Source organism: Xanthomonas hortorum (genome assembly GCF_024339125.1).
Lineage (GTDB): Bacteria > Pseudomonadota > Gammaproteobacteria > Xanthomonadales > Xanthomonadaceae > Xanthomonas > Xanthomonas hortorum.
On record NZ_CP101417.1, the window covers coordinates 3,996,977 to 4,016,444 of the forward strand.

21 protein-coding genes and 1 pseudogene are annotated in these 19,468 nt (G+C 62.8%); 8 read left to right on the forward strand and 14 right to left on the reverse strand.

The genetic code is table 11. From position 1 onward, the window contains the following. Window positions 1–496: 496 nt before the first annotated feature. The 5 genes from NMB96_RS17060 to NMB96_RS17080 form a co-directional block, all read right to left on the reverse strand. Window positions 497–1,171 carry a hypothetical protein gene (locus tag NMB96_RS17060; RefSeq protein ID WP_023904022.1) on the reverse strand — a complete coding sequence of 225 codons (675 nt, stop codon included), beginning with the start codon at window positions 1,169–1,171 and terminating at the stop codon, window positions 497–499. A gap of 412 nt (window positions 1,172–1,583) precedes the next feature. Beyond that, a complete protein-coding gene (locus tag NMB96_RS17065; protein WP_183086762.1) occupies window positions 1,584–2,963 on the reverse strand; it encodes a sensor histidine kinase in 1,380 nt (459 codons plus the stop codon). Then, complete coding sequence (locus NMB96_RS17070; protein WP_220655544.1) at window positions 2,960–3,646, reverse strand: response regulator transcription factor; 687 nt, start codon at window positions 3,644–3,646, stop codon at window positions 2,960–2,962. The genes NMB96_RS17065 and NMB96_RS17070 overlap by 4 nt, the downstream gene beginning before the upstream one ends. 142 nt (window positions 3,647–3,788) lie before the next feature. After that, window positions 3,789–4,760 carry an aspartyl/asparaginyl beta-hydroxylase domain-containing protein gene (locus NMB96_RS17075; protein WP_255085319.1) on the reverse strand — a complete coding sequence of 324 codons (972 nt, stop codon included), beginning with the start codon at window positions 4,758–4,760 and terminating at the stop codon, window positions 3,789–3,791. Window positions 4,761–4,824: 64 nt separating this feature from the next. Next, entirely contained in the window at window positions 4,825–5,631 is an 807-nt protein-coding gene (locus NMB96_RS17080) for a MipA/OmpV family protein (protein WP_255085320.1), read from the reverse strand. A 305-nt stretch (window positions 5,632–5,936) separates the two neighbouring features. On the opposite strand from NMB96_RS17080, the gene NMB96_RS17085 reads away from it, so the two are divergent. Then, complete coding sequence (locus NMB96_RS17085) at window positions 5,937–6,098, forward strand: hypothetical protein (RefSeq protein WP_229015252.1); 162 nt, start codon at window positions 5,937–5,939, stop codon at window positions 6,096–6,098. A gap of 139 nt (window positions 6,099–6,237) precedes the next feature. Beyond that, window positions 6,238–7,755 (forward strand): FAD-dependent oxidoreductase, encoded by a 1,518-nt coding sequence (locus NMB96_RS17090; RefSeq protein ID WP_255085321.1) that lies wholly within the window; start codon window positions 6,238–6,240, stop codon window positions 7,753–7,755. A 68-nt stretch (window positions 7,756–7,823) separates the two neighbouring features. Here NMB96_RS17090 and NMB96_RS17095 read toward each other — a convergent pair whose 3' ends face one another. From NMB96_RS17095 to NMB96_RS17120, 6 genes are all read right to left on the reverse strand, one after another. Continuing rightward, entirely contained in the window at window positions 7,824–8,294 is a 471-nt protein-coding gene (locus tag NMB96_RS17095; RefSeq protein ID WP_255085322.1) for a MarR family winged helix-turn-helix transcriptional regulator, read from the reverse strand. A gap of 159 nt (window positions 8,295–8,453) precedes the next feature. Next, window positions 8,454–9,140 carry a glycosyltransferase family 2 protein gene (locus tag NMB96_RS17100; protein ID WP_255085323.1) on the reverse strand — a complete coding sequence of 229 codons (687 nt, stop codon included), beginning with the start codon at window positions 9,138–9,140 and terminating at the stop codon, window positions 8,454–8,456. Continuing rightward, complete coding sequence (locus NMB96_RS17105; protein WP_255085324.1) at window positions 9,137–9,733, reverse strand: class I SAM-dependent DNA methyltransferase; 597 nt, start codon at window positions 9,731–9,733, stop codon at window positions 9,137–9,139. The genes NMB96_RS17100 and NMB96_RS17105 overlap by 4 nt, the downstream gene beginning before the upstream one ends. After that, window positions 9,730–10,491 carry a PIG-L deacetylase family protein gene (locus tag NMB96_RS17110; protein ID WP_255085325.1) on the reverse strand — a complete coding sequence of 254 codons (762 nt, stop codon included), beginning with the start codon at window positions 10,489–10,491 and terminating at the stop codon, window positions 9,730–9,732. The genes NMB96_RS17105 and NMB96_RS17110 overlap by 4 nt, the downstream gene beginning before the upstream one ends. Continuing rightward, window positions 10,479–11,606, reverse strand: coding sequence for an acyl-CoA dehydrogenase middle domain-containing protein (locus NMB96_RS17115; RefSeq protein ID WP_255085326.1), 1,128 nt, complete (start codon window positions 11,604–11,606; stop codon window positions 10,479–10,481). The genes NMB96_RS17110 and NMB96_RS17115 overlap by 13 nt, the downstream gene beginning before the upstream one ends. Further along, window positions 11,584–11,952 carry a response regulator gene (locus NMB96_RS17120; protein ID WP_255085327.1) on the reverse strand — a complete coding sequence of 123 codons (369 nt, stop codon included), beginning with the start codon at window positions 11,950–11,952 and terminating at the stop codon, window positions 11,584–11,586. The genes NMB96_RS17115 and NMB96_RS17120 overlap by 23 nt, the downstream gene beginning before the upstream one ends. A gap of 74 nt (window positions 11,953–12,026) precedes the next feature. Here NMB96_RS17120 and NMB96_RS17125 point away from each other — a divergent pair. Next, window positions 12,027–12,200, forward strand: a pseudogene (locus tag NMB96_RS17125) (PAS domain-containing sensor histidine kinase); the annotation flags it as partial. A 58-nt stretch (window positions 12,201–12,258) separates the two neighbouring features. On the opposite strand, the gene NMB96_RS17130 reads toward NMB96_RS17125, so the two are convergent. Continuing rightward, a complete protein-coding gene (locus NMB96_RS17130) occupies window positions 12,259–12,480 on the reverse strand; it encodes a hypothetical protein (protein ID WP_023904037.1) in 222 nt (73 codons plus the stop codon). 542 nt (window positions 12,481–13,022) lie between these two features. On the opposite strand from NMB96_RS17130, the gene NMB96_RS17135 reads away from it, so the two are divergent. The 3 genes from NMB96_RS17135 (at window position 13,023) to NMB96_RS17145 (ending at window position 15,187) form a co-directional block, all read left to right on the forward strand. After that, window positions 13,023–13,334, forward strand: a complete 312-nt coding sequence (locus NMB96_RS17135) for a hypothetical protein (protein WP_023904038.1) — start codon at window positions 13,023–13,025, stop codon at window positions 13,332–13,334. A gap of 78 nt (window positions 13,335–13,412) precedes the next feature. Then, window positions 13,413–13,829, forward strand: coding sequence for a hypothetical protein (locus NMB96_RS17140; protein WP_255085328.1), 417 nt, complete (start codon window positions 13,413–13,415; stop codon window positions 13,827–13,829). Beyond that, window positions 13,826–15,187 carry a PQQ-dependent sugar dehydrogenase gene (locus NMB96_RS17145; RefSeq protein ID WP_255085329.1) on the forward strand — a complete coding sequence of 454 codons (1,362 nt, stop codon included), beginning with the start codon at window positions 13,826–13,828 and terminating at the stop codon, window positions 15,185–15,187. Before NMB96_RS17140 ends, NMB96_RS17145 begins: the two co-directional genes overlap by 4 nt. 93 nt (window positions 15,188–15,280) lie before the next feature. Here the strand turns inward: NMB96_RS17145 and NMB96_RS17150 are convergent, their stop codons facing one another. Both NMB96_RS17150 and NMB96_RS17155 read right to left on the reverse strand, forming a co-directional pair. Then, window positions 15,281–16,219, reverse strand: a complete 939-nt coding sequence (locus NMB96_RS17150) for a universal stress protein (RefSeq protein WP_023904041.1) — start codon at window positions 16,217–16,219, stop codon at window positions 15,281–15,283. 14 nt (window positions 16,220–16,233) lie between these two features. Beyond that, on the reverse strand, window positions 16,234–17,142 hold the full coding sequence (locus NMB96_RS17155) for a bestrophin family protein (protein ID WP_176340946.1): 909 nt from the start codon (window positions 17,140–17,142) through the stop codon (window positions 16,234–16,236). Window positions 17,143–17,342: 200 nt separating this feature from the next. Between NMB96_RS17155 and NMB96_RS17160 the strand changes: the two genes are divergently transcribed. Both NMB96_RS17160 and NMB96_RS17165 read left to right on the forward strand, forming a co-directional pair. Beyond that, complete coding sequence (locus NMB96_RS17160; protein WP_043889221.1) at window positions 17,343–18,782, forward strand: ATP-binding protein; 1,440 nt, start codon at window positions 17,343–17,345, stop codon at window positions 18,780–18,782. After that, window positions 18,775–19,419, forward strand: a complete 645-nt coding sequence (locus tag NMB96_RS17165) for a LuxR C-terminal-related transcriptional regulator (RefSeq protein WP_023904044.1) — start codon at window positions 18,775–18,777, stop codon at window positions 19,417–19,419. Before NMB96_RS17160 ends, NMB96_RS17165 begins: the two co-directional genes overlap by 8 nt. The last annotated feature ends 49 nt before the right edge of the window (window positions 19,420–19,468 follow it).

Sequence of the window (19,468 nt, forward strand, 5' to 3'; positions counted from 1 at the left end):
TTAATCCATAGCCAGAAAGAATTAGAATGCCGCTAGCGAGCTCTAGTACAGCGGAAAGTCGAAGCGAACGCGACCGTAAACCATCACATTTCTCAAGGGGCCGCAATCCTAAATGCGATTGCTATCGCAGTGAATCAGGGATATACCTCAAGCTGTCGGTGAATCCCTCACATGCTGTAGCGGATTCGACCGTAAGTTAGCGAATCTAACGGACTCTGCCGTATGAGCGGCGAATGATTTTTCCCGCGATATAAAAGCAGTGGGATCTTTATCGTCGGTCAATGTTTAAATTAGTATATCCATCTGAATTTATACTAAGCAGCCACAACAAATGGAATCGATTGTGCAAAATTCAATGGTTTTTGCATGCTAATCGGCCTAGATTTCTGTATAGGCAGCTAGGGTGATTCGAGTGGTTGCTCGATAGAAGCCGATTCTCTTTAGGCAGGAAAAACGCCGTTGCTGTTAGCGAATAGGCGCTTTTTTAGTCCAGCGATCAATCGGGCAATAAAAGATTGAAGCCCAGCGTGACCCACGGCGTGTGGTCTGCGCCATGCTGATATCCGGCCAGTAGATCAATGCTTGCACGCTCGCCGATCAGGCGGCGCACGCCAGCCTGCTGGCCAAAACCGCCACGGTCGTCGCCAAACGCCTCGGCCAGCACCGTCCAGGCGGGGCCGAGCGTGTGCTCCACGCCCACACTTGCCGTCAGCGCCATCGCCGCGCTGCGGGGCGTGTTCGCGCCCACGTTCAGATGCAGCAAGCTGCGCCGGTCCGCATCCAGCGCAATGCTCACCGGCACATTGAGGATCAGCCCATCCAGCCGCTGCCGGCGCATATCCCAGTTCGCCCCCAGCGAGGCACCCACGCCCCAGCGCTGCTGGTCCAGGTCGCGAAACAGCCGCTTCACGCCCAGTGCGGCGATACCGGCCCGGGATTGGTCGCTGAATGTCGACAGCCCCAGGCTGACCTCGTTGCCAGCCCAGGTGCAGGCAGGCACGGCGGTCAGTTCGCGCCCCGGGCGGGAGCCACGTAGCCAGGTTTCCACCTGGCAGCGTCCTTCCGGGGTAAGGGCGGCATCGTCGGTGGTCAGGCTGGCGGCGGCCTGCGCACGGAACGCAAGCACGGACGCAGCTGCCAGCAGCAGGGCGGGGAACAGCTTCAGGGACATCGGCACTCTCCAGGGTCGGAGCGCCAAAGACCGCGCTTTGGGTCTAGCTGGATTGTGTGGGTAATGCAGGCAATGCGTGGGCGCAAGCGCACGCGATGAGCCCCGCCCTGTGCGGACGGAGCCGACCTTGGGTCAGGATCCGTCGGCGCAGGTGCCGCGACGCAATCGACTATGACTGTCCAAGGAGCAGGCCTCTGGGGTGGGGGGACGAAAAACGTGGCGCATGATGCCTGCAAGGCCGTGACGAGCGCAATCGGTGGAGCGCATCGGACAAGGACCGCGTGGCGCTCTGGTAAGCGCCTGCACCGGCTTCCCGGCTATCGGGGAATTGCGGTAGCACCACCGACTGGCAGACCATCAGTTCAGTGCGTCGCTGACAGCGCACGAACGCGAGGTCTGCAGCGGCTCTCGGTTACGGATTGAAATCGATCATCGCCAGGGTTCCCTCGGCGATGGTCGACTCCAGATGCAGGCGCCAGCCGAAGCGCTCGCAGATACGCTGAGTCAGGAACAGGCCCAGCCCCGAACCGCCGCCTTGCTTGACCGAGTGTTTCAATGAGGCGGTGTAACGCTCTGCCGCCAGCGCGGTATCGAAGCCTTCGCCCGAGTCGCGGATGCAGAGCCTGTGCTTGATCAGCGAGACGCGGATGTCGCCGGCATAGGTATGGTCGGCCGCATTGCGCAGCAGGTTGCCCACGGCAATACGCACCATCGATTCGGATGCGTGCAAGATCAGCGGCTCCAGCGCGTCGATGTGGTACTGCACCGGCTTTGCCGAGACCAGATACAGATGGTCCTGGACCAGATCGGGAAGCAGTCCGTGCAGGACGGTGATCTCTTCGCGCTCGGCAGGGGTTGGTTCGCGCGAAAGATACAGCAGCGCTTCCATGATCTGTTTGAGGTTGCCCACGGCTTCGTCGATGCGATGCAACGGCCGCTGCGCGCGCTCCGGCAACTGCTGCTTGTGCAGTACATCGGCCGCGCCGGAGATGACGGCCAGCGGCGTGCGGAATTCGTGGCTGGCCTGGTCCAGCAGACTGCGCTCGCGTTCGATCGCGCGCGCTACACGTTCCAGGTGCGCGTTCACCTCACGCGCAATCGTATTCAGCTCGCTCTTGCGGTAGTCGGTGGGCAGCCGTTGCGCGGGTTGCAGCGGGTCCAGCTGCCGCATGCGCCGTGCCAGGTCGGTGACCGGCCGGGTCAGACTGATGAAGAGCCACCAGATCACCAACGCGATCATCGCCAGATTCAACAGCATGAACAGCACGCTCACTTGAACGCTTTCGTTCTGCTTGTCTTCGAGCTCGGTCATGTCGATGCTCATGACCAATCGCCCTTGCGGCAGCGTGGTGATCAACACCGAGTAACTGCGATCGGGCCGTGTCTGGCCCGGGGGTTCAGCGAACGGCCCCCAATGCGGTTGCAGGATGTTGATGAACTTCCTGGTCAGGAAGGGGGCTCCCTTGGCGGCTTCAAGATCACCTTCGCCGTAGTAGCCAGGCGTCAGCGCAGCGAAGAAGGCCGGCATTCCTGCGGGGAGTCGCGCAGGATCTGACACCAGCCAGCCCTGCACCGGGCCATCGGTAGGAAGCGCGCTTTGCAACTCGGCCACAGGCAGGTGCGCAATGCTTTGCGTGCTCGAGGTGAGCAGCTGTTTCCAGATCGGAGCTTCGATCAACTCCTGGCTCAAAAACCCTTGAACCGCCAACCCCAGGGCAAGCATCGCGCCGGACACGATCAGGCTGCTGCTGATCAACCACTGCAGACTTCCCAGGCGCCCGCCAAATCTCATCGCGTCCCACCACCCAGGCGATAGCCGACACCGGTGACGGTGTGCAGCAGTTTGTGTTCGCCGCTCTGATCCAGGGCACGCCGCAACACATGCATGTGGGAACGCAGCAGATCGCCTTCGGGCAATGCGTCGCCCCAGATCAGGCTTTCCAGTCGATCGCGACGCACGATTCTCGGGGATTCGCGCATCAGCAATTCCAGCACGTTGCGCAAGGTGCTGGAGAGCACCACGCTGCGCTCGCCGCGCGAGACCTTCAGGCTGTCCAGGTCGAAGCGCAAATCGCCGACCTGCAGCAAGTGACCCGCTGTTGCTGCATTCGCGCTGGCTCTGCCCACCATCACGCGCAAGCGCATTTCCAGCTCCGGCAGCGCGACCGGTTTGACCAGATAATCGTCGGCGCCGTTTTCGAACCCGAGCAGCTTGCCCTCCAGCCGATCCTTGGCGGTGAGCATGATGATCGGCGTGCGGCAGCCATGGTCTTCGCGCAACGTGCGCAGCACGCTCATGCCATCCATGCGCGGCAGCATCCAATCCAGAATGATGGCGTCGTAGCGATTGCTGATGGCCAGATTCAGTCCCGAGTTGCCGTCGGGCGCAGCATCGGGTTGATGTCCGCATGCCTCCAGATAATCGAAGATATTGGCCGCCAGTGCACGGTTGTCTTCGATGATGAGCACCTGCAATACCTGCGCAGGCTGGATCGAGCTGGAGGTCATCGCATCGGTGTTTTTCAGGGTGGGAAACATCATACGCAGCATCGTCTCCATGCACTCGACCAGCTCGCGCAACAGGCGGCCGATCGATGCCAGCAGGGCAGGGGAATGCTCAAACATGCAGTAGCCAGCGCCCGGCACCGATCACGCCGGCAAGGCTTGCCAGCGCAACACTGAGCAACAGCAGATTGATCGCCCACTTGATGGCGGTGTAGGTCGGCCGATGCCGCGCACGCAGCTGCTTTCCGCGCGCCATCAGCGGGCTGATCCAGGTGAACAAGGTGCTCGCCGGGCCGCGCTTGTCGCGCGTGTCGTTGGGTGTCATCGCGGCACGTGCGAGCTGGCAGTACAGCAGGTTGAACAGCCTTCCCGGCCAGCGCATCGGCCTGGTGACGTCGCACATGAGGATCAGGCGCGCAACATCGGTGTCGTTGCGGACGAAATGCAGATAGGTTTCATCGAAGATGAACGCCTGGCCGTCGTGCCAGGCACGCGTCTGGCCATCGACGTCGATGAAGCATTGCGCGGCATTGGGCGTGGCCAGGCCCAGGTGGTAGCGCAACGAGCAGCCCAGCGGATCGGCATGCGGTGTGAGCCCCGAATGCGGCGGCAGGATCGCAAACATGGCGGCCTTGACCTGCGGATACTGCGCCAGGATCCGCAGCGTCTGCGGGCAGCTGGCACGCGCCGATGCATGCGTGTAGCCATACCAGCGCAGGTAGTAGCGGCTCCAGCCATATTTGTAGAACGTGCGAAATCCCACATCGAACGACGCCACCGAGCCTTCCCGGCGCGCCTCGTCGAAACTGCCGCCAGCCTGGATCGCCAGTGCCTCGTCGCGCATCACTTCCCAATGTTGCGCAAGCGATGCCAGCGTTGGATAGGCATCCAACGCGACGAACGGGCCACGCGCTGCGCGTTTGGTGAACGTGTAGAGAATCACGTTCGGCAGGGCGAACACCGGCCAGCTCTTGCGCAGGTATTGCTTCAAGCTGGCATAGCGCGCTCGACCGCGATAGCGGTAGACGTAGGTCATCGCTGCGATCCAGCTCGCCACCAGGCACAGCAAGGTCCAGGCGATCATGCTGCGCTCGCGCGCAGGCATCGCTTACATTGCCGCTGCATGGCGGCGGCATGGCCCGGTGTCATCAAAAGCCCCTGGAAAAACCGATCAACACCGTGCCGACGCCGTCGGTATCGGGTTCGAGCAGCGGGCTGTCGCTGAGCTTGCTGGGCAACACGCTGTATTGCAGGCGCGTCATGAACTGCCAGCGCTTGCCGATCGGTCGCACATAAGTGACACCCACGGTCGGCACGGTGGCCGAATCCGGCTTGTAATCCACCACACCGCGCGCGACTTCCTCGTCCAGCGTGCCGTAGTAGTAATTGGCCATGTCCTTGGAGAGGTGGCTGATGCTGACGCTGGGCGTCAATCGGCCGCGTCCCACGCTGATGGGGTAGCCGTAACGCGCAGTCAATTCGTAGCCTTCGCTGGTGCCGGTCACGTCGGCTTTGGCCGTGAATTCGAATTCGCCTGCCGCGTCTTCCCATGTACCGACCAGACCCAGGTCCAGACTGTCATCGCGATCTTCCAGCAACGCGCGATCGATGCCGTTGCGCGCCAATTCCTCGCTACCCAGATCGTCTGCCGCCACGCCGTCCATGCGTAGCGCCGCAATCGCATCCAGGCTGAAGGTCTCGCCTTTGACGATGTGGTATCCGCCGGTGATACCGCGCAAGAACACCCGCTCGCCCTCGAACAGGATCAATGGCACCGGGTTGATCCGCGTGCCCTCACCGGCGAACGGGCTATCCGAGGCAATCGCGCCCAGGCCCAGGCCCCAGCGATAAGGCGATTGTTCGGCCAGCGATGGGTCCGCTTCCGGTGTGGTCTGCGCTGCGGCGAGAGAGGGGAGTGCCAATAGTGTGGCGAGGAAGAAACGGGAATGCGTCATGGGGAGGCTTCAGTGGGAGAGGGCAGCGCCGCCGCTGTGCCGACCCGCGGTCGAGCAGGGAGCGATGGCGCGGCAGCAGCGTGCGTCATGCATGTCGGCCAAATGTCGGCAGTGCAGCAGCGGCGCTTGCGACGTTCCACCGACATCGGCGTGGCAACGTGCAGCGCAATCGCACTGCGTCCTACGCCGTCTTGCTTGCCACCACGATGCTTCGCCTATGGAGTTCGCCATGACCGCTTTCTGTAGTTGCCTGTCGTCTTCATCGCCGATACCGCCGTATGCGAGATGAGGCGACGATCCTGACGTTGGCGCTGAAGATTGTTCCTGTTGCCGAAGCGGCCGCTTGGTTTCATCACGACCCGATTCGCGAGCTGGGAGGTAAGACGGCAGCCGAACTCGCCGCGCGGGGTCATTCCGCCCAGGTCGTCAGGTTTCTGCAGTCGGTTCTGCGCGGCGAACGCGACTGAAAAGGATGCAGAGCGCGGGCCTTGCGCGCCGGCCGGGCCAAGCCAGCAGTGCCGGCTGAATATGTGCTACTTGCACTCTTTTTTCGATGGGCCTAAGCTGCCGCCAGATTAAGTGCATATTGCACATATATGGATGGCCATGAACGACGACAAAGACCTCGATGTGCTGATCTGCGGCGCCGGTGCCGCCGGCCTGACCCTGGCGCTGGAGCTGGCGCGCCGGGGAGTGAAGTTCCGCTTGATCGACAAGATCAGCGAGCCGTTCGGTGGCTCGCGCGGCAAGGGCATCCAACCGAGAACGCTGGAGATTTTCGAAGACCTGGGCATCGCAAACCGCCTGGTAACCGTGGGCGGCCCGTATCCGCCTGAACGCAGTTATGCTCAGGACGGCAGCTACACGGACGCCGAACCCGATCGTGCGGAGCCGACCATGACCGAGCCGTTTGCGCAGCCATTGATGGCCCCGCAATTCCTGACCGAGCGCGTGTTACGCGAGCGTCTCGCCGAGTTCGGGCATGCCCCGCACTATGGATGCGAGCTGGTCGGACTGGAGCAGCACGCCACCGGCGTGAGCGTGCAGCTAAGCGATGGCGGCGGGCCACAGGTGATCCGCTGCCGCTATCTTGTGGCAACCGATGGCGGCCGCAGCTTTGTGCGGCAGGCACTCGCGATCAATTTCCCCGGCAAGACGCTGGGCGTGCGCGCAATCGTGGCCGACGTGGTCATCCGTGGTCTGGATCGGGCGTGTTGGCACCGCTTCAACCAGGCGTCGATGCAAACCCAGATTTCGTTTTGCCCGCTGGCGGGGACCGATTGGTTCCAGATCCAGGCACCGGTGCCGCTGGAAGGCGACATCGATCTGTCGGTCGGCGGCCTCAACGCGATGATCGCCGCGCGCATCGGCGACACCGCAATCCGCGTCGAGCAGGTGTTCTGGGCATCGGCATATGCGATGAACGCGCGACTGGCCGACCGTTATCGCGTCGGGCGCATCTTGCTGGCTGGCGACGCCGCCCATATCCATCCACCGACTGGCGGGCAGGGGCTCAATACCAGCGTGCAGGATGCCTACAACCTGGGTTGGAAACTGGCTGCGGTGGTGCGCGGTGCGTCCGAGAGCCTGCTCGACAGCTACGAGCAGGAACGCCGGCCAATCGCTGCCGCAATGCTGGGCCTGTCGGTCAAGCTGCTCGACGCAGCCAAGCAGGGCGACTTGCGCCGTAGTCGGCAGACGCAGCAACTGGACCTGCACTACGACGCCTCTGTATTGGTGTGGCCGACCACCTCTACGACCGCGATCGCCTCCGGTTGGCGCGCACCGGATGCACCCTTGCTTGGCGCGGCAGGGCAGGCAACGCGCCTGTTCGAGCTGTTCAAGGGACCGCACTGGACGTTGTTGGCTTACCAGATCGCTGCACACACGCTGCCGTGTTATCCGGGTGTTCGCAGCTATTCGATCGGTAGCGACGGCGATCTGCAGGATCCGGGCCAGCAGATCGAACGTGCCTATGGGCTGGCAGCGGGCGATCTGGTGCTAGTGCGGCCGGACGGCTACGTTGCCCTCACCGGCCGCATCGAGGCAACGCAGCGCATCACCGACTACCTGCACACGACCGGTGTTGTTGCGACAGAGCATGCCGAATTCGAGTTGATGTGATCATTCGAATCGACAAGTGTGAAGCTCCCGCGTAGGTCTCCTTCAGGTCGCAGAGATGACTGGGCCTCTTATGGAACGCCGCGTTTGAGATCGTCCGCAAACTTGCGCATCAGACGCACCAGTGCATCGAGATCGCGCTCTTTCCATTCGGAAAAGATGGAGAACCCGATCTTCTTGCGCGCTTCATCGACCTTGTCGGTCATCGTCTTTCCCTTCCTGGTGATCACCGCCTCGCGCACACGACGGTCGGCAGCGCTCTCGCGCCGGCTGACCAGGCCTTGTTCTTCCAGCTTTGCAATCTGCCGGCTGACGGTGGTGTAGTCGCGCCCCACGCGATCGGCAAGTTCGACCACGCCGATCGGCCCGAACCGTTCAATCAATACCAGCAGCGGAAATTGCGCGCGCTCCAGGGTGATCCCAGCCTCCAGAATCATCGCTGCATCGCGCTGCGGTTGGTTCATCACACCAACGATCTCAAGCAGCGCGCCATGCAGCTCACGCAGTCGTGCACCTTCAGGCGTGTCTTCGGTTTTCTTCATCAGGGCCGGGCCTTGCGTTCAATGGGTGCATTTTACACCCACTGATGACTGGTAACCGCCCGTCATGAATGACGATCGTGCAGACCATAGGACCTGGGCGTGCATGTCCGATCTGTCGTAGCTTGATCACGTGTCGCCGTTGAACCGATGGCTGTCTTGCTACGCGTTCTTGCTGGGCACAGGGCTCATGGCCATGACGGCGGCTTCCAGACGGATCAGGTAATCGCTGAATCCGCCGGTGGCGCGGGCGTCGCGGCGGGCGCTGGTGTTGACGACCGGGGTGACCAGGCGCGCGATGTGCATGCCGGCGTCTTCCAGTGCGCAGACCAGGGCGACGTCTTCGCTGGAGGTGCGCGTGGAAAAACCGCCGGCGGCCAGGTAGGCAGCTGCGCTCATGCCCAGGTTGGCGCCGTGCACATGCGGATGGCCGTCACAGCGGATTTCCGTGTCCATGAAGGCTTTGCGCGTCTCCGGCCGAAAGTCGCGCCAATCGCCAACCTCCACGACGCCGCAGAATACATCGGCCGCACAGCCAAGCTGGGCCGACAGCCAGTCTGGTGGCACGCGGGTGTCGGCATCGGTGAAGGCAAGCCAGCGCGCACCGCGAGAGATTGCCGCAGAAGCCGCTGCCGCACGCGCAATGCCGACGCCGCCGCTGGTCTTGAGCGTCATGGCGCCATGCGAACGGGCAATGCTGCCAGTGAGGTCGGTGCAGCGGTCGAGCGCGACATGGATTTCCACGCGCTCGCCATACAACTGCGGATGCCCTGCCGCCACCAGGATGGATTGTAGACACTGCCCAATCAACGCTGCTTCGTTATGCGCCGGAATGGTCACCGCAATCATCGCAGGCACTCCTGTTGCGCAATCGACGGTCCAGCCATCCATGCCTGCAGCACGAAATCAGGGTCTTGATACGTGCACAGCGTTTCCAGCGCCAATGCATCGTTCAATCCTTCATGCACCCGCTCTGCACTGCGCAGCGCGCCCTGGAAGTCGTGACGCCAGTGACAGGCGACGAGGCAACCGCGCTCGCTGAGCGATTGCGCAAACAGTGCAGCGGTTTTTTCGAATGCGGCATCTTCCAGGTAATAACCGACCTCACTGAACACGATCAGATCGAAGCTGCCCTCCGGCCAATCCGCAGGATGCGCCGCTTGTTGCAGGGTCACATGGCGCATCTGGTCGACGCGCGCACTCGCCAGATCGACCGCCTGCTGAGAGAGATCGGTGGCCAGCAACGCGTCGCAGCGTTGCCCGAGTGCTGCAGTGAGTTCTCCGTTGGAACATCCAAATTCCCAACCTTTTGCAAAGCGTCGATAGGGCAGGGTGCCGAGCAGGATCTCGCGTTTGCGCTGCTCGTACCAACGCGAGCGATAGCCGAACGGGTCGTCGTCGGCATACAGCTGCTCGAAATGCGCGACGCTCAAGGCCGTCATCGGATGAACACCTCAAAAGAGCGATCGAACCGTTCCAATACGTGCAATGGCAGGATCGGCGCCGCAACAGCCGGCGTGCACTGACCGATCTGCGTTGCGAAACACTGGATGGCCTGCCGCTTCGCCTCCATCACTGCGGGAGCCAGATCGAATCGGGTCGCACGCTCGTCGGTAAAGACGCCATCGTCCGGTTGCGACCAATGCCATGCCCAGACCGGGTATTGCAGCAAGCGCGCACCGTGGGTGTCGCAGGCAGCCTTGGTGGCGCGCGATGCGGCTTCGTGATCGGGATGGCCGTCGCGTTGCCAGGTCACCAGCACCGTATCGTTTGCATCGAGCAAGCCGCCCACGGCCTCTGCAATGCGCACCTCGCACGCAGCCAGCGCGCCGTCACCCAATGCAAGATGGATCAACGCGCCTGGCAACAGACCCAGATGTTGAACGGCTGCGTCGAGCTCCAGCCGACGCGCAGGGCCAAGCACCTGCGGCGCCCAGCCCGGTTCGTCGGGATACGCCAGCTCGCCGTCGGTGAGCGCAATGATCAGCACAGGTACACCAGCCGCGCGTGCAGCTGCGATGAGCCCACCGCAGCCAAGCACTTCATCGTCAGGGTGGGGCGCGACCACGACCAGCCGAGGGCTGCCTTGCAGCAGTTGCGATAGCGAGCTGCGCGGCATGCCACTCAGACACGCTGCATCGCGCCACACCGACTCGGGTGTGCCTGCGCCTTCGATTGGCTGACCGGTCAAATCTTCCATGCGAGATCCTGTTGATGGCAGAGCTCACCCAAGGCTTGCAGATCACGTTCGCCGTGGTGTTGTCGGATGAAGACCGACAAGTCGGCGCAGCGCTGTGCATGCACGCGGTCGCCGCAAAGCGGACCCGGGCCCAGGGCACGGCCGACCCGATCGAGCGTGTCGCGCGCCACCGCCTCGACAACACTGCGTACCTGCAGCACGCCGCGCATCTGCGGATCCTGCGGTTGTGCGTCAATCTGTTGCGCGAGCTGACGCAACAACGCACCAGCAGCGGCCAAGCCTGCGTCGATGGCGCCCAGGTGCGCAGCGGCATGCGGATCGCGGCGTACCCGAGACGCTGTGCGTAGCACATCGGCAACGGCGCTGGTTGCGCCAAACCAGCATGCGGCGATGCCGGCACCACCATGCCAGAACCCTGGCCGTGTCAGATACGCATCGCTCGCTCCAACCTGCTGCGCGGGAACCCTGGTGAAGGTGACATTGGCGGTCTCGATGTCGCGCATGCCGATCGCCTGCCAGCCACTTGCATCGATCTGCACACCGGGTTGATTCAAGGCCACCGCAAACAGACCGCTGGCACCGGCGTGCTGCGTGGTCACCAACGCGTGCGTGACCTGTGCTGCACCAGAGCACCACGCCTTGGTTCCTTCGAGCGTGCTGCCGGTAAATCGCATGTCCGAACCCGGTGGCTCCGCCGCCCACACAGCCCAGCGCTGCCCCGGTTCGATCAGTTCGACAGCCAGATCGGCACAGATGGCCTGCGCGTCGTAATGCGCTTCCAGAAACTTGGCGACACACAGGTCTTCCGCAGCGATATCGGCGAGCAGCTGCCAGCGTTCGGCAGTTCGGCCGCGCCCTGGTAAAGGGAGCACAGGGTGATCGCGCAACCAACGTTGCAGCATTGATTGGTTGAGCCCGTTCTTTGCGTCGAGATCGTCAGGCGATGAAAAAACTGGATCGTTGGATGTGATGCGTGCGCTCATCGCAAGGAAGCTAAGCAGCGAGTGGTGCAAAGCGTGTGAGGCGCTCAATCGATGACATCGCTGTGAAGCGGGCTGTGCAATTGGGGGCCGCGCTGCAGCCGCCCTGTTTCTAGTGACCGACGAACGCCTCAATCTGTTGCACCAGACCACGGCGCGTGTAGGGTTTGCTCAGGAAGATGGTGCGCTCGGGCAGCCCGTTGGGCGAGCGGCCCAGACCGGAGGTGAGGATGGCTGGCACATTGTTGCCATTGGAGCGCAGGTAAGAGATGAGACCATAGCCGTCCAGCAGGCCCGGCATCTGAAGGTCGGTAAAGAGCAGGTCGATGCCCGGATGGTTGTCGATATGTTCGAGTGCTTCCTGGGCGTCTACAGCAGTCACAACCGCATATCCAATAGCCGACAGCAACAGCGCAGCGACCTCAAGGGTGTCAACATCGTCGTCGACCACGAGGATCAGTTTTTCGTTCTTGAATTCCATAAAGCAGGTGTTCTGAGGATGCCCGCACCACACTACGTTTCCCACGCGAAAGGCATGTGATCGATTTGAGCACGATGAACACGACGCAAGATTTCCCCGATCATCGCTACCGGCAAGTGGTCGAACTCTCGCTGGATTCCATCAAGGAAATTTCGTTGGATGGGCGCGTCAAATTCGTCAATGCGCATGGTCTGGCACGTGTGGCGGCAGAGCATGCCAGGTCCATCGTGGGCGAGCGCTGGTCTGCAAAACGGCGCCTTGTAAGTCTTCATTGATCGGTGCGGCGCCCCGGAAAGCACAGCCATGTCAGCTGTCTTCAAGAATGCCCAACGCCGAGAGCTTGCATCTGCCCATCCATTGCCTGGCGTAATGCCTCGCAGCAAGCTGGGTATCGAATCTGACATCCGGCGGTTTATAACCGCGCAGAGTAATGCCATCTTCGAAAGAGACAAGAATTTCCGGAGCGTACAAGGCACCTGCCGGCGCCGTGTGCGCCGTCAATCGGTAGTGACCGATGTTCCGGATCATGGTGAGCCCCATACACACCTCAGTGCCTGCATTGAGCGGCTTGAACCAGTAAGGCTTGCCCAGTAAGAAGTTGTCGATTCCAGAGTGGGCGCTAATTTTGCAACTTGCAAGGAATCAACGGGATTCATTGCTGCTGTTTGCAATGAAGCTTTAAACACGGCAGATCGCATACTGCACAGGTCGCTCTTAGATAAAAGGATTCATAAAGCAGCGGAACGATTTCATTGCCGGGCTTGTTACTCGATACAGCCAGCAGTGGCGGTCAGGAATTGATCAACCAAATGGTATTCCGAAAGCAATCCACAGCAAATAAAATCGCAACACGCAGCCGACCTCGATCAACAAAAACTACTCACTACGCATCATTGCTGACGTGAATCCGGACTTGAGGCGTGTGCACGTTCTGTGAGATGGCTGGCATCAAACCTTTGAAACCTGCAGAGCCAGCTAGGTGCAAGCTTGACGCCACCCAACCGGCACGCAAAGCGTGAGCTGCCATCGACTCACAACACCGCGACGGTCCACAGACGATCATTGCGCGCATGAACAGCAGTAGCCAGATCTCGGTGCGCGCATTTTCCGCTGCACCCAAGAACACCGCGAGCGATGCCAGCAGTCTCATCGAAGTGCATCTGTCCAGCAGCCCGGATCCGCGCTGGCGTGCCTGCTTCAACTTTGTCCTGCAAGGCCGGGAGATCGCATACCTGCAGGACAAGCCGGTGTTCGACCACGCGAGCTTCAAGGCGACCCTGTTGCCCGGATACGCGGATTCCTTCCGGCAGGAACTGCCAGAGCTCATCGCAGCCGCAAGCGCGCTTGCGCGTGCCCAGACCAACAAAGACGCCAGCCGCTAGTATCTACATTGCGCTTCTCATCACATGCCTGCTGGCAGCATCAAGCCACGTCCAGATCTCGTCCTAAATGAGTCCGCCATGAATTCAACTGCGCTTCCCGCCCGGTCCTGGGCGATCCATCCATTCCATGCCGCCGTGCTCGGTGGCGTGTGGCCACTGTTTCTCGGTGCGCTACTGAGCGACTACGCCTACTGGAGCACTTACCAGATCCAGTGGAGCAACTTTGCCGCCTGGCTGCTGGTCGCGGCGATGGTGCTGACCAGCATTGCGCTGGTGTGCGCGATCGTTGGATTCGCGCGTGGAAGCCGCAACGTCATCTACATCATCGCGCTCGGCGCGGCGTGGATCGTGGGCTTTTTCGATGCCTTGCATCATGCGCGTGACGCCTGGGCAGTGATGCCGGCGGCACTGGTGTTTTCAGCGATCGCAACCGCGTTTGCGTTGGTCGCAACCTGGGCGGGATTGTCCGGCCTGCGCGTAGGAGGTGCACGATGAAGCGTCAAACCATCACGATCATTGCAGTGTCCGTACTCGCTGCAGCACTGGCCGCCTGCAGCAAGGCGCCCGAGCTCAATCAGCGTGGCGCCACTCCGGAGTTGCCGGAGCCCGACCGCGGGCTGATGCCCGACATGACCATCGCCAAGCCCACCGCGTGGGGCGACCGGCGTCCGACCGTGCCAGCCGGCTACCGCATCGCTGCGATCGCCACCGACCTGGGCATTCCGCGCCAGACCCTGGTGTTGCCCAATGGCGACATTCTGGTGGCCGAAGGTCGAGGTGGCGGCGCGCCCAATCTCAAGCCCAAGGACGTGATTGCCGGCGCGATTAAGGCCAAGGGCAATACATCGGTCAAGAGTGGCAACCGGCTGACCTTGTTGCGCGATGCCAATGGCGACGGCACCTATGAGCTGAAGACGGTATTCGCTGAAAACCTCAACGCGCCTTACGGGCTCGCGCTGATCGGCGACGCGCTCTATATCGCCAACCAGGATGCGTTGGTGCGCTTCGACTATCGCGAAGGGCAGACCAAGGCGAGCGGCGCGCCAGCCAAGGTCACCGACTTGCCCTCGGCCATCAACCATCACTGGACCAAGGCGCTGACCGCCAGTGCCGACGGGCGTTACCTGTATGTGGCGATCGGCTCCAACAGCAACATCACCGAGCGCGGCATGGCGGTGGAGATCGATCGTGCGCAGATCTGGCAGGTGGATCCGGCAACCGGTGCGCACAAGCCCTACGCGACCGGCATCCGCAACCCCACCGCACTGGCGATCCAGCCGGGCAGCGGTGTGTTGTGGGCCGTGGTGAACGAGCGCGATGAAATCGGCCCGAACCTGGTTCCCGATTATTTGACCTCGGTGCGCGAAGGCGGCTTCTACGGTTGGCCTTACAGCTACTGGGGCAAGCATGTGGACACACGGGTGATGCCGCAGGATCCGCAAAAGGTCGCATCGGCCATCGTTCCCGATTACGCATTGGGCTCGCATGTGGCCGCACTCGGCGTTGCATTTTCATCTGCAGCGATGGGGACGCAGTTTGTCGACGGTGTGTTCGTTGGCGAACACGGCAGCTGGAACCGCGACCCGCCGGTCGGCTACAAAGTGGTGTTCGTGCCGTTCCGCGATGGTCGCCCGGCAGGCGATGCGATCGACTTCGTCTCCGGCTTCCATGGCGACGATGGCCTGACTCGCGGCCGTCCGGTCGGCGTCACTGTCGACCCACGTGGTGCGCTGATCGTTGCTGACGACCTGGCCAATACCATCTGGCGGGTCACGCCTGATGCCGCGCCCAACGCCGTGCCGAATCCCGCACCTGAGGCGGCGCCCGCTTCGGCGCCCGCTTCACCAAACTAAGCGGCGCAGCGACTCACCGCCAATGCCCGGTTCCGCAAGGAGCCGGGCATTGACGTGTGTGGAACCGCAAAAACAGCTGGTCTGTTGCGATCCTCACCCATGCAGCTGAAGACGTTGCACGCGTGCAAGCAGCCGGCTTGCCAGACCAGTCGCTTGCCCCTCAAGCGACGGCCCCACCGTGACCCGCAATGCCGGAGCGCGCAGCCGGCCGGGAGGCAGGCAGATCAACACGCACGGCGTCTTCGCCAATGCGGCATGCAGCGAGGAGCGCCAGACGCCGCGACGCACCACGGCATCGTGTTCGACCACCAGCACATCGGCGCGGGCACGTTTGAGCAGGCTGGCGATTTCGCGCCGTGGGTTGCCCACTGCCACGTGGATGCGCACGCGTAAGTCGTCGTCCTGCAACTGCGCGGCAAGCTCGCTCAGCCAATGGCTAGCTGCCGATTCGGTCAAGGGTTGGTCGTTGAACAGGCTGTCCATCAGCAAGCCCTCGCTGATGTCTGGCATCACATGCAGCAGATGCAGGTCTGCGCCGCGACGACGTGCCAGCGCTGCCGCATCGCGCAAGGAGTCCAGGCTGGTTTCGCGGCCGGTGATCCAGCACGCGACATGACCGCCCACGGCGCCATCGCGCGGCAACGCCTCGGCGTAGGGCAGGGTCAGCATCGGCGTGGCCACGCGCTGCAGCACCCGCGCACGCAGGGAGACATGCAACGGCCGCGGCAGGCCGGTGCGTTCGGAGGGCGGCATGATCAGCAGCGCATCGTTGCGGCTGCGGCAGAACGAGACGATACCGGCGGCGGCCGGGCCGCTGCTCAGCGCACGTTCGCAGCCCGGGTAGTTGGACGCTTCGGCAAAGAAGGAGTCCAGCGATTGTTGCGCCTGCGCACGCTTGCCCTTGGCATGCACGTGCAGGATGGTCAGGCGTGCACGCAGGCGGTCGACCAATTGCGCCACCGTCGGGATCGCGGCATGGCAGGTCTCGGAAAAGTTGGTGGCAAAGATCAGCTGGGTGGGCGTGGTCTGCATGGCTGTGTCCCTGGTCAGTAGATGAAACCGTCGATGGCGCGCACCTCGCGCAGCGGCACGCGCTGGCCGAGCATTTCGCGCAAGGTCAATTCGATCCCGCGCGACAACGCGGTCATCGGGGTGTCGTGCACGGTGTTTTCGAACGGGTCCTCGATCGCGCTGCTGGCGCTGTCGATCGCGATCAACGTGAAGCTGATCAGCACCGAGGCTATCGGCATCGCCAGGCCCATGCCGGCGATCAGGCCGAGCGGCACCAGCCAGCAATACAGGTTCACCAAGGCGCGCGGCAGCGACGAAAACTGGCGTGGCAGCGGCGTGTTCTTGATGCGCTCGCAGGCACCCTGGATATTGGCAAGCGTGGTCAGGTTGGCATCCAGCGACGACCAGCGCAGGCTGTCGAGCATGCCCAGGGCACGGGCCTGCTGCAGCTGTTGCCCCAGGCGCAAGGTCAGGGCATTTGGGATGTTGGCATAGACGCGCAGTGCGTCGGCGCGCTCTGCGCCGAGCAGCCCGGCCAGTTCCGGAAACGGATTCTGCTTGCGCAGATGGCAGCGCAGCGCATGGACGAAGGCCACCTGATGCACCACGATGTCGTCGCGCAGCGTCACCTGCTGTGGATCGGCTGGATCCACATCCAATGCGGTCAGCGCCTGACGCGCGATCGCACGCGAGGTATTCACCAGCGACCCCCACAGCTGACGCGCCTCCCACCAACGGCCGTACGCGGCATTGGCGCGGAACGCCAGAAAGATCGTTAGTGCCGATCCCAGTTGCGCAAGCGGCAGCGCCTCGATCGACAGCCAATGCCAATCGACAAAGGTGTAGAGCCCGGCCACCGCGCAATCGAATGCCAGCAGCACCAGCAAGCGCTTGTAGGTCTTTGGCCAGATACGGCGCAGCGGAAACGTATCGCGAAGAATCATGGGAGGCGGTATCGACGTGGGTGCCGCCATTACACCCAGCCTCCACGGATGTGTCTGCCATCCTTGCGCCAGCGTTGGACGGTCACTGCGCCGTCCAACGATGCCGTCCAGCTATCTTTCGATAGGATGCAATAAGCGGGCGCCGCCGCAATGCTGTTGCATGAGCACAGCTGATTGATGATTCGGAACGTGGTGAAGCAATGGACAGACTGAGGTTGCCGTTCAAATGGCGCGGGCAGGTGGTCAGGCTCAATCGAGCTCCCACGCTGTGGGCGTCGCTGGCCATGCTCGCGCTGCTGGTGCTGGCCGAGTGGTACTCACACCTGGGCGTGTCGCTCGGGCTGCTGTACATCCTGCCGGTGGTGCTGGCAGCCACCGTGCTGTCGCGGCGAAATATTGTGATTGCCGCCGTCGCCTGTGCGGCGCTACGCGGTCTGTTCGTCACCGAAGAATCGTTGGTCGAGCAGGCCTTGCGCTTCTTCATGGCGACCATCGCCTACGCCGGCTGCGGCCTGCTGGTGGCCGAGATCAGCCGCACCCGCCGGGTGATCCTCTCGCACTACGTGCAGCTGCGTGCCGAACAACGCCTGCGCCGGCGGCTGGAGCGGCAACTGCGCCTGCTTGCCGAGAGCAGCCCCGCCGCGCTGCTGACCGTGGCCGGCGATGGACGTATCGTCGCGGCAAACCGCGCCGCCCACGAAATTCTCGACATGGCCGAGGAGGGCGGGCTGCAAGGGCGCGCCGTGCGCGACTTCCTGCCGCTGCTCGACGACGCGCTCAGCATGAGCGCCAACCTCGACGGCATGCGCACATCGGCCAGCACCTGGGGCCGGCGCGACGATGGCAGCACGTTTCCTGCAACCACCTGGTTCTCGGTCTACGAAGACAGCGAGGAGCGCCATCTGGCCGCGATCCTGGTCGACACCAGCGAAGAAGTGCGCGCGCGCGAATCGGCGCACTTCGATGACCTGCTCAAGAACAATCGGCTGCTCGCCGGCGCCGTCTCGCATGAGATCCGCAACCTGTGCTCGGCCGCTGGCGTGGTGACCTCCAATCTTGCGCGTCATCCGGCCATCCGCGCCGATCCGGACCTGGCCGCATTGCAAAGCCTGGTCGCCGCATTGATGGAACTGGCCTCGTTCAACCTGCGCCGGCAGACACCGCATGCGGCGCACGAGACCCGCCTGCAGACCCTGTGCAGCGAGTTGGACGTAATCATCCGCTCGGACTGGGACGACATCGATGGCCAGCTGGTCATCCAGATCCCGGCGGATTTTCCGGCGGTGCACGGCGACCGTCATGCGCTGTTGCAGGTGCTGCTCAACCTGGCACGCAACGCGCTGCGTGCGGTGCAGCCGCTGCCGCAGCCGCGGCGCCAGCTGATCGTCAGCGCCCGCATGGAGCAGGGCAGTGCCGTATTGAGCGTGCGTGACACCGGCCCGGGCATCGCCGAGCCCGGGCGCTTGTTCCAGCCGTTTCGCAGTGATAGCGATGGGTCCGGATTGGGGCTCTACATCTCGCGCGCCTTGATGAGCAATCAGGAGGGCGCGCTGCGCTACGCACCGGGAGGCGAGGGCGCCTGCTTCGAGCTGCACATGCCGCTTGCGCATGCACCACTGGCGGAGACGCTGGATGGATGAGTCGCGGCGTAATCCGGTGCGTCTGTATCTGCTCGATGACCACACGCTGTTCCGCGAAGGCCTGCTGCGCCTGCTCGGCGCCGACGCACGGTTCGATGTGGTCGGGCAGTCCGGCAACCTGGCACAGGCGATCGTGCAGATCGCATCGCTGGCACCGGACGTGGTCATCCTTGATTACGACATGGGCGAATACAACGCGCTGGACTACATGCGGCGGCAGGCCGACCAGGCCAAGCGCCCGGCAACCCTGGTGGTCACCGCCGGGCTTCCCGAGCGCGATGCATTGGCGTTGATACGCCTTGGCGTGTCGGGCATCTGCCGCAAGGACGTCTCCACCGACGAGCTGATCGACAGCATTCATGCGGTTGCGATGGGGCGGGTGTTGATCGACCAACGCTACCTGCAATCGCTGGTCGCCCAGGACACGCAGGAAAGCCGCCCCAGCTTTACCGAACGCGAGCGCGAAGTGCTGCGCGGCCTGTTGCGCGGCCAATCCAACAAGTTGATCGCCCGCCAACTCGGCAGCTCGGAGAGCGCCATCAAGGCCACGTTCCAGCAATTGTTCAACAAACTGGACGTGCGCTCGCGCAGTCAACTGGTGATGGTGATCCTGCAGGACTATCGCGATCTGGTGTGAGCCTCGCCACCCTGATGGAAGTGCGCCGTTTGCTAGCATGCAACCACCT